Annotated in this window: 9 protein-coding genes; 6 read left to right on the forward strand and 3 right to left on the reverse strand. The window is 58.1% G+C overall.

From position 1 onward, the window contains the following. Positions 1-132: 132 nt before the first annotated feature. Both typA and thiI read right to left on the reverse strand, forming a co-directional pair. Complete coding sequence (gene typA / locus AACY02_RS17305) at positions 133-1,953, reverse strand: translational GTPase TypA (protein WP_339432991.1); 1,821 nt, start codon at positions 1,951-1,953, stop codon at positions 133-135. Between the two features lie 139 nt (positions 1,954-2,092). Next, positions 2,093-3,547, reverse strand: coding sequence for a tRNA uracil 4-sulfurtransferase ThiI (thiI, locus tag AACY02_RS17310; RefSeq protein ID WP_339432992.1), 1,455 nt, complete (start codon positions 3,545-3,547; stop codon positions 2,093-2,095). A 327-nt stretch (positions 3,548-3,874) separates the two neighbouring features. On the opposite strand from thiI, the gene glnA reads away from it, so the two are divergent. The 5 genes from glnA to ntrC all read left to right on the forward strand — a co-directional run bounded on the left by glnA (position 3,875) and on the right by ntrC (position 9,445). After that, positions 3,875-5,281: a glutamate--ammonia ligase gene (gene glnA, locus AACY02_RS17315; protein WP_016985745.1), complete on the forward strand. Its 1,407-nt coding sequence runs from the start codon at positions 3,875-3,877 to the stop codon at positions 5,279-5,281. Between the two features lie 281 nt (positions 5,282-5,562). After that, on the forward strand, positions 5,563-6,075 hold the full coding sequence (locus AACY02_RS17320; protein ID WP_339432993.1) for a DUF4124 domain-containing protein: 513 nt from the start codon (positions 5,563-5,565) through the stop codon (positions 6,073-6,075). After that, on the forward strand, positions 6,072-6,695 hold the full coding sequence (locus tag AACY02_RS17325; RefSeq protein WP_339432994.1) for a DUF4124 domain-containing protein: 624 nt from the start codon (positions 6,072-6,074) through the stop codon (positions 6,693-6,695). The genes AACY02_RS17320 and AACY02_RS17325 overlap by 4 nt, the downstream gene beginning before the upstream one ends. 231 nt (positions 6,696-6,926) lie before the next feature. Next, complete coding sequence (gene glnL, locus AACY02_RS17330; RefSeq protein ID WP_339432995.1) at positions 6,927-8,012, forward strand: nitrogen regulation protein NR(II); 1,086 nt, start codon at positions 6,927-6,929, stop codon at positions 8,010-8,012. Beyond that, positions 8,009-9,445: a nitrogen regulation protein NR(I) gene (gene ntrC / locus AACY02_RS17335; protein ID WP_339432996.1), complete on the forward strand. Its 1,437-nt coding sequence runs from the start codon at positions 8,009-8,011 to the stop codon at positions 9,443-9,445. Before glnL ends, ntrC begins: the two co-directional genes overlap by 4 nt. Positions 9,446-9,924: 479 nt before the next feature. Here ntrC and AACY02_RS17340 read toward each other — a convergent pair whose 3' ends face one another. Continuing rightward, positions 9,925-11,178 (reverse strand): leucine-rich repeat domain-containing protein, encoded by a 1,254-nt coding sequence (locus AACY02_RS17340; protein WP_339432997.1) that lies wholly within the window; start codon positions 11,176-11,178, stop codon positions 9,925-9,927. A 168-nt stretch (positions 11,179-11,346) separates the two neighbouring features. Here AACY02_RS17340 and tnpA point away from each other — a divergent pair. After that, on the forward strand, positions 11,347-11,606 hold a 260-nt coding region (gene tnpA / locus AACY02_RS17345), incomplete at its 3' end, for an IS66-like element accessory protein TnpA (protein WP_339432998.1).

Here is an 11,606-nt window from a genome sequence, read left to right on the forward strand (position 1 = left end):
TTGTGTACGCCATGGTTCCCTGTGGGAGCGGGCTTGCTCGCGAAGAGGCCGACAAAAACACCGAATCCCCCCAGACAAACAAAAACGCCCCCGGTCTCGCGACCGGGGGCGTTTTTTCAAGCGCGGGCTAAATTACGCCTTGGCTTTCTTGGCAGCGCGGGTACGCTCGCTTTCGTCCAGGATCTTCTTGCGAAGACGGATGGACTTAGGCGTGACTTCGCACAGTTCGTCTTCCTGGATGTATTCCAGAGCCTGTTCCAGAGTGAAGCGAACTGGTGGGACCAGAGCGATGGTTTCGTCTTTACCCGAAGCACGCATGTTGTCGAGCTTCTTGCCTTTGGTTGGGTTCACACCCAGGTCGTTGTCACGGCTGTTCTGACCAACGATCTGACCGTTGTAGATCTCCTGGCCGTGTTCTACGAACAGCTTGCCGCGAGCCTGCAGGGTTTCCAGCGAGTAGGTCAGTGCCTTACCGGTTTCAACCGACACCAGAACGCCGTTCTGACGGCCGGACATGTGGCCCGACTTGACGGTGTCGTAGCGGTCGAAGATCGAGGTCAGGATGCCAGCACCGTTGGTCAGGGTCAGGAACTGGTTACGGAAACCGATCAGACCGCGAGCAGGGATGTTGTATTCCAGACGAACACGGCCTTTACCATCCGGCACCATGTTGGTCAGGTCGCCTTTACGCAGACCCATCTCTTCCATGACCTTGCCCTGCGAATCTTCAGGGATGTCGATGGTCACGTTTTCGAACGGTTCTTGTTTCACGCCGTTCACTTCACGAATGATCACTTCCGGACGGCCCAGAGCCATTTCGAAGCCTTCGCGACGCATGGTTTCGATCAGTACCGAGAGGTGCAGCTCACCACGACCGGAAACCTTGAACTTGTCAGCGGTGTCGCCTTCTTCAACGCGCAGTGCAACGTTGTACAGCAGCTCTTTGTCCAGACGCTCCTTGATGTTACGGGAGGTCACGAACTTGCCTTCTTTACCGCAGAATGGCGAGTCGTTTACCTGGAACGTCATGGAAACGGTTGGCTCGTCAACGGTCAGCGGCTTCATCGCTTCAACAGTCAGCGGGTCGCACAGTGTGTCAGAGATGAACAGCTCGTCGAAGCCGCTGATGCAGACGATGTCGCCGGCCGCTGCTTCTTCAACGTCAATGCGGTGCAGACCGTGGTGACCCATCAGCTTCAGGATACGGCCTTTGCGTTCTTTGCCGTCGGCGTCGATAGCGACAACCGGGGTGTTCGGCTTGACGCGACCACGAGCGATACGGCCAACACCGATAACACCCAGGAAGCTGTTGTAGTCCAGAGCGGAGATCTGCATCTGGAACGGACCGTCACGGTCAACGGCCGGAGGCGGAACGTGGTCGACGACCGCTTGGTACAGCGGGGTCATGTCTTCAGCCATGGCGGTGTGATCCAGACCGGCGATGCCGTTCAGGGCCGAGGCGTAAACAACCTGGAAGTCCAGTTGTTCTTCGGTCGCACCGAGGTTGTCGAACAGGTCGAAGATCTGGTCCAGAACCCAGTCCGGACGCGCGCCTGGACGGTCAACCTTGTTGATGACCACGATTGGACGCAGGCCGGCTTCGAAAGCCTTCTTGGTCACGAAACGGGTTTGCGGCATAGGGCCGTCTTGAGCGTCAACCAGCAGCAGAACGGAGTCAACCATCGACATTACGCGTTCAACTTCGCCGCCGAAGTCGGCGTGGCCCGGGGTGTCCACGATGTTGATGTGGTAGCCGTTCCAGTTGATGGCGGTGTTTTTCGCCAGAATGGTAATACCGCGCTCTTTTTCCTGGTCGTTGGAGTCCATCACGCGCTCGTCGTTGAGCTCGTTGCGCTCCAGAGTGCCGGATTGACGCAGGAGTTTGTCTACCAGGGTGGTCTTACCATGGTCAACGTGAGCAATGATGGCGATGTTGCGTAGATTTTCGATCACTTGTGTATCTCGATCAGAGGATTCGGTTTGCTGACAAGTCTTGGCAGCGATTAACAGTAGTGTCCGGCATGGCCGTTACAGCTTGACGGCGGTGTCGGGGGGCCGGTGACGCAGGCCACAGGCAAACAGCCCCGGGCACTTAGCTCGGTCGATAAACGCGCACATTGGCATGCCCCTCACTGAGCAAATGGTGAGCATGCAGGCGACTCATCACGCCTTTGTCGCAATACAGCAGGTACTGGCGAGTCGGATCCAGCTCCTTGAAACGAGCGTTCACTGCGTAGAACGGCATCGTCTGTACTTCTATTCCGGCAAGCTGCAGCGGGTCATCCTCGGCGGCATCCGGGTGACGGATGTCGATAACGATCTGACCGGCCAGCGCTTCGCCGACTTCTTCAATCTGCAAATCCTGGCCCAATTCGTCGATCACCCGATCGATCGGCACCAGTTTGGCGTTTTCGAGCGCTCGCTCGAGCACCGCCATGTCGAATTCTTTCTCTTCGTGCTCAACGCGACCACGCTTGGCAGCGGTCTTCGGATTGACCGAAATGACCCCGCAGTATTCGGGCATGTGCCGGGCGAAATCGGCAGTGCCGATCTCGTTGGCCGTGTCGATGATGTCCTGCTTGTGGGCGACGATCAGCGGACGCAGGACCAGTTTGTCGGTCACGCAGTCGATCACCGACAGGTTCGGCAGCGTCTGGCTCGACACCTGGGAGATCGCTTCACCGGTGACCAGCGCGTCGATGTGCAGGCGGTCGGCAATGGCCGTGGATGCGCGCAACATCATACGCTTCAATACGACGCCCATATGACTGTTATCGACTTTGCCGAGAATTTCTCCCAACACTTCTTCGAACGGAACACTGACAAATAGCACGCGTTGCGAGCTTCCGTACTTCTTCCAGATGAAATGCGCGACTTCCATCACGCCCAATTCGTGGGCACGACCACCGAGATTGAAGAAGCAGAAGTGCGCCATCAGGCCGCGCCGCATGATCTGGTAGGCCGCAACGGTCGAGTCAAAGCCGCCGGACATCAGAACCAGGGTCTGCTCAAGTGCGCCCAGCGGATAACCGCCGATGCCGTTGTGCTGGCTGTGGATGACAAACAACCGTTTGTCGCGAACTTCCATGCGCACTTCGATTTGCGGTGCCTTGAGGTCGATTCCGGCAGCGCCGCACTCGCGACGCAGCTTGCTGCCGACGTATTTTTCGACGTCCATCGAACTGAATGCATGCTTGCCCGCGCGCTTGCAGCGTACCGAGAAAACCTTCCCGGCCAGCGCATCGCCGTAGTGCTGCTTGCACTTTTCGGTGATGTCGTCGAAGTCGCCCAGCGGGTACTCGTCGATCTGCAGAAAGTGCGCGATGCCGGGCATGCAGGTCAGGCGCTCAACCATCTCTTTCAAGGCTTTGGGGTCGGCAACGCGGGTTTCCAGCTCGAGATTGTCCCACACACCGTTCACCACCACGGCCGGGTCCAGGTCACGGAGCACGGTGCGGATGTTCTTGGCCAACTGGCGGATAAATTTCGTCCGGACAGGTCGGCTTTTGATGGTGATCTCGGGGAAGACTTTTACGATTAGTTTCATGAAAACAGCGCGCGCTGGGCCAGCCGAAAAAGGGGGGCGCGGATTATAGCGGAAATTGCTCAAGGTTTAACCAGTTAATGTGCAGAAGGTTTTGCTTGCACCAAAACAGGTCATTTTCCACCTGAAGCGCTACATTAAGGGGCGACATTTTCATCTTTAAGGCGCTTTGAACCTTTAAAAGCGTAAATTTGGGGCAAAAAACCCATGCTGGGGCACTGGCATGCAATTTGCTCCCTTGTGAGGCAGGTTGCCTTGGCAGAGTATCTGCGCCGGCATCACCCATATTAAGGGCATCCATTACTAGCCCTAAGCCACCCGGAGGACACTATGTCGAAGTCGGTTCAACTCATCAAAGATCATGACGTCAAGTGGATTGATCTGCGCTTCACGGACACCAAAGGCACTCAGCACCACGTGACCATGCCGGCTCGCGATGCGCTGGAAGACGACTTCTTCGAAGTCGGCAAGATGTTCGACGGTTCCTCCATCGCAGGCTGGAAAGGCATCGAAGCCTCCGACATGATCCTGCTGCCGGACGACGAAACGGCCGTGCTCGACCCGTTCACCGAAGACGCGACCCTGATCCTGGTCTGCGACATCATCGAACCGTCGACCATGCAAGGTTACGATCGTGACCCGCGCGCCATCGCTCACCGCGCCGAGGAATACCTGAAGACCACCGGTATCGGTGACACCGTCTTCGCAGGTCCCGAGCCAGAATTCTTCATCTTCGACGAAGTGAAGTTCAAGTCCGACATCTCCGGCTCGATGTTCAAAATCTACTCCGAACAAGGCTCGTGGATGTCCGACCAGGACATCGAAGGCGGCAACAAAGGCCACCGTCCAGGCATCAAAGGTGGTTACTTCCCGGTTCCGCCGTTCGACCACGACCACGAAATCCGTACTGCCATGTGCAACGCACTGGAAGAAATGGGTCAAACCGTTGAAGTTCACCACCACGAAGTGGCGACTGCCGGTCAGAACGAAATCGGTGTCAAGTTCAACACACTGGTGAAGAAAGCTGACGAAGTTCAGACTCTGAAATACGTTGTACACAACGTTGCCGACGCTTACGGCCGCACCGCGACCTTCATGCCGAAGCCACTGTACGGCGATAACGGTTCGGGTATGCACGTTCACATGTCCATCGCCAAAGATGGCAAGAACACCTTCGCTGGCGAAGGCTATGCCGGCCTGTCCGAAACCGCTCTGTACTTCATCGGCGGCATCATCAAGCACGGCAAAGCGCTGAACGGCTTCACCAACCCGGCGACCAACTCCTACAAGCGTCTGGTGCCAGGCTTCGAAGCTCCGGTCATGCTGGCCTACTCGGCGCGCAACCGTTCCGCCTCGATCCGTATCCCTTACGTCAACAGCCCACGCGGCCGTCGTATCGAAGCACGTTTCCCGGATCCGGCTGCCAACCCGTACCTGGCTTTCGCAGCACTGCTGATGGCCGGCCTGGACGGTATCCAGAACAAGATCCACCCAGGCGATGCCGCTGACAAAAACCTGTATGACCTGCCGCCTGAAGAGGCGAAAGAGATCCCGCAAGTTTGCGGCAGCCTGAAAGAAGCCCTGGAAGAGCTGGACAAGGGCCGTGCGTTCCTGACCAAGGGCGGCGTGTTCTCCGACGACTTCATCGATGCTTACATCGCGCTGAAATCCGAAGAAGAAATCAAAGTCCGTACCTTCGTACACCCACTGGAATATGAGCTGTACTACAGCTGCTGATCCGGTAGCGCCGCGCTACGCGGCGTGACAAAAAGAGGCCTTCTTCGGAAGGCCTTTTTTATTGCCCGTGATTTCATTGGCGACGCACCACCCTGAGCGGGCTTGCTCGCGAAGGCGTCTTGTCAGTCGCCATATCCTTCAGTGACCGACCGCGTTCGCGAGCAAGCCCACTCCCACAGGGATTTTTGGCGGGCAAATAATCTCTGGATATGTCCAGGGTTGGGCCTACCGCAGCACCTGGCCTATGCTGCAACCCATCGCGTTCATTCCCGGTCGATTTCATGGGTCGCTTCTTTCTCTCCATCCTGCTGCTGATCGCCGTTCCTGCGGCCGCGCAGATCTACAAGTACACCGATGCCAACGGCAACACGGTGTACAGCGACCACTCGCCGGACGGCGTCAAGGCACAGCCGGTTGACCTGCCGCCGCTCAACACAGTCGAGCCTCCGTCACCGAGCGCACCCGCCGCGCCCACTACCGACAACCCGAAGCCGTCGCGCAATGCCTATGACATTCTCGAACTCGCCGGCCTGCCCACCGAAGAAGCCCTGCGCGCCAACAACGGCACCTTCACCGTCAATGTGTTGATCAAGCCGCGCCTGCAGCCGCCGCACCAATTCAGGCTGGTCCTGGACGACGAGCCTTACGGCCAGCCCAGCAACGTACCCATCCTGCAACTGGTGAACATCAATCGTGGCGAGCATCGACTCGCGGTGCAGGTGATCGATGGTCAGACGATCATTCAGCAGAGCCCTCCAGTGACCTTCACCGTGCAGCGGGTGCACACGCCATGATCCGCGCATGGCTGATCGTTGTGTTGGCACTGACGGCACTGCAAGCCACGGCGGAGGTGTTCACCTACGTCGATGGCCAAGGCAATCGCGTCTACACCGACCAGCCACGCGGGAACGCCAGGAAGGTTCCATTGGCGACCAGCAATCGCATGCCCGCCAATCCGACCGGCGCAGCACCGATCACCCCCGCGAAAAAGCCCCCGGAGCAACCGCCATTTCATTACGACATGCTGCGTATTCTGGTGCCCGAGCCTGACGCAACCATCCGCAGCAGCGCCGGCGAATTGATCGTCAGTGTCACCAACGAGCCAGGCCTGCAAGCCGGCGATCGATATCGCCTGTTGCTGGATGGTCAGGCCGCCGGCGAGCCCGGCGTCAGCCCGGTTTTTCCGCTAAGCAACATCGACCGGGGCAGCCACAACCTGTCGGTGGAAATCCTGGATGCCGCGGGCCGCACCGTCGAGCGCACCGCCAACCAGCCTTTCCACATGCTGCGCATTTCGCTGGCACAGAAACGCCAGGTCAAACCCTGCACAAAAGACGATTACGGTGTGCGCCCGGAATGTCCGCTGAAAGACAAACCTGAAGAGCCGAAAAACCCCTTCCTGCGTTTCTTCTAACGCCATTGTGCTTTGCGCACTATATTGGTGCAAAAAACTGCACACTTCCCACATTCCAACCCATTTTGGTTCGAAAGTACCCGCAAGAGCTGGCAAAGCGCCACGCAAACGAGCGTCAAACGCCCGTTTCAGGGGCTGAACGCTTCTTTTCGGAGCCTTGGTTTGGTTTTTGCATTTTCCATCCAAACACGCTTGTTTCTTGCGCACGCTCCGCCCCCAAAAGAGGCCTTGATGACTATTAGCGACGCAATCCCACGCTTGCTGCTCGACAACCTGACCACCGCCACCATTCTGCTCAATGCCCAATTGCGCCTTGAGTACATGAACCCGGCCGCGGAGATGCTGCTGGCCATCAGCGGGCAGCGCAGCCATGGCCAGTTCATCAGCGAGCTGTTCACCGAATCCACCGAGGCGCTCAATTCGTTGCGCCAGGCGGTCGAACAAGCGCACCCGTTCACCAAACGCGAAGCGATGCTCACCGCCCTCACCGGTCAGACCTTGACCGTGGATTATGCGGTGACGCCCATCCTCAGTAACGGCGCAACCCTGCTGCTGCTGGAAGTCCACCCGCGTGATCGCTTGCTGCGGATCACCAAGGAAGAGGCGCAAATTTCCAAGCAGGAAACCAGCAAGATGCTGGTGCGCGGCCTCGCCCACGAGATCAAGAACCCTCTGGGCGGCATCCGTGGCGCAGCGCAATTGCTGGCGCGCGAGCTGCCGGAAGACAGTCTGCGCGATTACACCAATGTGATCATTGAAGAGGCCGATCGCCTGCGCAATCTGGTCGACCGCATGCTCGGCTCCAACAAGCTGCCGTCGCTGGCCATGTGCAACGTCCACGAAGTCCTGGAGCGCGTCGGGCATCTGGTTGAAGCCGAAAGTCAGGGCTGCATCACGTTGGTGCGCGACTATGACCCAAGCATTCCGGACGTGTTGATCGACCGCGAACAAATGATTCAGGCGGTGCTGAACATCGTCCGCAACGCGATGCAGGCGATCAGCAGCCAGAACGAGTTGCGCCTGGGCCGCATCAGCCTGCGCACCCGTGCCATGCGCCAGTTCACCATCGGCCATATCCGCCATCGCCTGGTGACCAAGATCGAGATCATCGATAACGGCCCGGGCATTGCGGCGGAACTCCAGGAAACCATTTTCTTTCCCATGGTCAGCGGCCGCCCGGACGGTACCGGGCTGGGCCTGGCCATTACCCAGAACATCATCAGCCAGCACCAGGGCCTGATCGAGTGTGAAAGCCATCCAGGCCACACCACGTTCTCGATCTTTCTGCCACTGGAACAAGGAGCCACATCGACATGAGCCGTAGTGAAACCGTGTGGATCGTCGATGACGACCGTTCTATCCGTTGGGTTCTGGAAAAGGCCCTGCAGCAAGAAGGCATGACCACCCAGAGTTTCGACAGCGCCGACGGCGTGATGAGTCGTCTGGCCCGTCAGCAGCCGGACGTGATCATTTCCGACATCCGCATGCCGGGTGCCAGCGGCCTTGATCTGCTGGCGCGGATTCGCGAGCAGCACCCACGGTTGCCGGTCATCATCATGACCGCTCACTCCGATCTGGACAGCGCCGTTGCCTCCTATCAGGGCGGCGCGTTCGAATACTTGCCAAAGCCGTTCGACGTCGATGAAGCCGTATCGCTGGTCAAACGCGCCAATCAGCATGCGCAGGAACAACAAGGCCTTGAAGTCGTTCCTTCGCTGACCCGCACCCCGGAAATCATCGGCGAAGCGCCGGCGATGCAGGAAGTGTTTCGCGCCATCGGCCGCTTGAGCCACTCCAACATCACCGTGCTGATCAACGGCGAATCCGGCACCGGTAAAGAACTGGTGGCCCACGCCCTGCACCGTCACAGCCCGCGCGCGACCTCGCCGTTTATCGCGCTGAACATGGCGGCGATTCCCAAGGATCTGATGGAGTCCGAACTGTTCGGTCACGAGAAGGGTGCGTTCACCGGCGCGGCCAACCTGCGACGCGGTCGTTTCGAACAGGCCGACGGCGGCACGCTGTTCCTTGATGAAATCGGCGACATGCCGGCCGACACCCAGACGCGCCTGCTGCGCGTTTTGGCCGACGGCGAGTTCTATCGCGTTGGCGGGCATGTGCCAGTCAAAGTCGACGTACGCATCATCGCCGCGACCCACCAGAATCTGGAAACCCTGGTCCACGCCGGAAAATTCCGTGAGGACTTGTTCCACCGCCTCAACGTGATCCGCATCCACATCCCGCGTCTGTCGGACCGTCGCGAAGACATCCCGACCCTGGCCAAGCACTTCCTCAGCCGCGCGGCACAGGAGCTGGCGGTCGAGCCGAAACTGCTGAAAAGCGAGACCGAGCAATACCTGAAAAACCTGCCGTGGGGCGGCAACGTGCGTCAGCTGGAAAACACCTGCCGCTGGATCACTGTCATGGCGTCCGGGCGCGAGGTGCACATCAGCGACCTGCCACCGGAACTGCTGAACTTGCCACAGGATTCGGCGCCGGTGACCAACTGGGAGCAAGCCCTGCGTCAGTGGGCCGATCAGGCGTTGGCGCGTGGCCAGTCGAACCTGCTCGACAGCGCGGTGCCGGCATTTGAGCGGATCATGATCGAGACGGCGTTGAAACATACCGCCGGGCGTCGTCGTGATGCCGCGGTGTTGCTGGGTTGGGGGCGTAATACCCTGACGCGCAAGATCAAGGAACTGGGGATGAAGGTCGATGGTGGGGATGATGATGAGGGAGACGAAGGCTGATCAGCCACGACCCAATGTGGGAGTGGGCTTGCTCCCACATTTAGCCCTCCATGCACCAACCTAATGCACTTGGACCCGTGATCGGGCATCGCAACCTGTTCAAAAAACACCCAGAAAAAGCTGAAAAACCCAAGCTGCAGAAGCATGAAAGCCCCGAATTACGGGGCTTTCATGCTTCTGGGGACTTTTTCTGTTTCCGAATACTGAAAACTGGCACGCCCCCTGCAATATCGCTTACAGGTGATTCGATTCACCACCCGTTTCGGGGACCTTGGTACAGGCAGGCCGGGGATTCCCCTCTTTACACCGGGCTCATACCACAACGGATGCGCCTACCCTTTTGGGATCCTTGGTACAGGCAGGCCGGGGGTTCCCTCTTTACAGCGGACCGACGCCAACAGCGAAGTCCACCTTTTTGGGAACCCTGATACAGGCAGGTCAGGGATTCCCGCTTTTACACCGCTGGCCCGGTTTCGGGGTCAATTGACCCTCGGACGCTTGGGTAAATGATGCAAGGGGTGGTTCTGCCGCCCAGGATCAAACGCCTTTAACTCCTTTTCCAGCCTGTCCAGCATCTGTCCGGGACTGACCTCCTCCTTTGCGATGCTTCTCAAGCGCGACTTTTCGACAGCGCCTGCCTTTTCGAAATGTTCAAGGAACGCCCAGACCCGGCGCTCTAACAGCTGACGCTCGACGAAGAATTCAGGTGTACGGCTCAGATTTCGAATCCGTTTGAACAGGTTGTTTTCAGAAATGGTATTCAACCTGTCCCAAAGCGCCAACTTCTCTGGCACTTGCGCTTGCGGTACATGCCGCAGCCAGAGATCCGCCGACGTATCGACGCTCTCTACTCCCAACCAGATATCGGTGCCCGTTTGCCGACGGGCGAATATCAATCGCCTCAGGGACGCCGGGTCGGAGACAGGATTACCGGTTAAATTGAAGCCTGCTCTAAGCTCCACGGACTCGGGAATCGATCTGATTCGATTATTCGCGAGATTCAAAACTGTACGGGGAATTTCAGACGTAATGCCTTCCGGAAACGTGTCGATATCGGTGTTGGAAAGATCGAGCTCCTGCAACTTGCTCATTCCTTCCAGCGAAGGCGTTTCAAGCAGCGCGTTCTCGCCAAGTTTCAGCACTTGCAACCCTTTGGGGCCATTCTCGGCGCCGAGCCCGACAGGCAACTGGTTGATTCCGGTGTGCGTCAAATCCAATATCCGCAGCTCGGACATCCCGGTAACGTCAGGAGCATTGCGTATATAGGGATTTCGTTGAAGGTCCAGTACCTCTAACCGTGACCGCACGGCCAGTTCACTCAGTCCGCCGGGCAGGTCTAAAAGCCCTGTGTTACCTAGTTTCAACACGCGCAGTTGCGCCATACCGCGCACCGAAAAACCGTACCCGACGGTTTGACCTTCCAGGTTCAGCTCCTGCAAGCGTGGCAACTTTTTCAACTGTTCGATATCGGCTGGCGCTATGTGGCCCCATGGGTCACTCAGATCAGCGACTCGCAATGCCTTGAGCATCCCGACGCCGTCAGGTAGTCCATTCATCTGGCCTGACGCACGCAGCACTTCAACGTTGGGAAACGCTGCAAAGAAATCCTTAACGACCAGCGGCGAAGGACCTCTCAGAGTAAGAGAAACAACGGAATTGATCGGTGTGGAAAAAACTGGAGTCATTTGCATTGGCCATGCACTCAGATCGATATACGCCTTGAAGCCCACCATTCGCCCACCGCGATAGACTCGCCCCCAAGGGTCGAGAGAGTCGCCTTGCCACTTATACAGTTGAATCGTAAGCGTCTGGCCAAGTCACCTTCAAAACTCCAGCATTAAGGGCGATGGTGTCCGCGTATTTTTAAGCGGACGCGATCGCCCTTAATCGCCAGGATTTTCATGCGCCAACGAAGCTCTTATCCCAAACCGTTCAAAGCCCAGGTCGTTCAGGAATGCCTTCAGCCCGGCGCCACCGTTTCAAGCGTCGCCATCGCTCACGGCATCAACGCCAACGTCATTCGTAAATGGCTGCCGCTTTACCGGCACAGCTCAGTGCCCGCGTTGCCTGCGTTTGTCCCGTTGAAGGCTCCTCCTAAGCGGCCGTCAGAGGCATTGGCGATCATCGAGATACCCGTTGGCGAACAAGCCATCGCCGTGAA

This window comes from Pseudomonas sp. EA_65y_Pfl2_P78 (genome assembly GCF_963970495.1).
Classification (GTDB): Bacteria; Pseudomonadota; Gammaproteobacteria; order Pseudomonadales; family Pseudomonadaceae; genus Aquipseudomonas; species Aquipseudomonas baetica_A.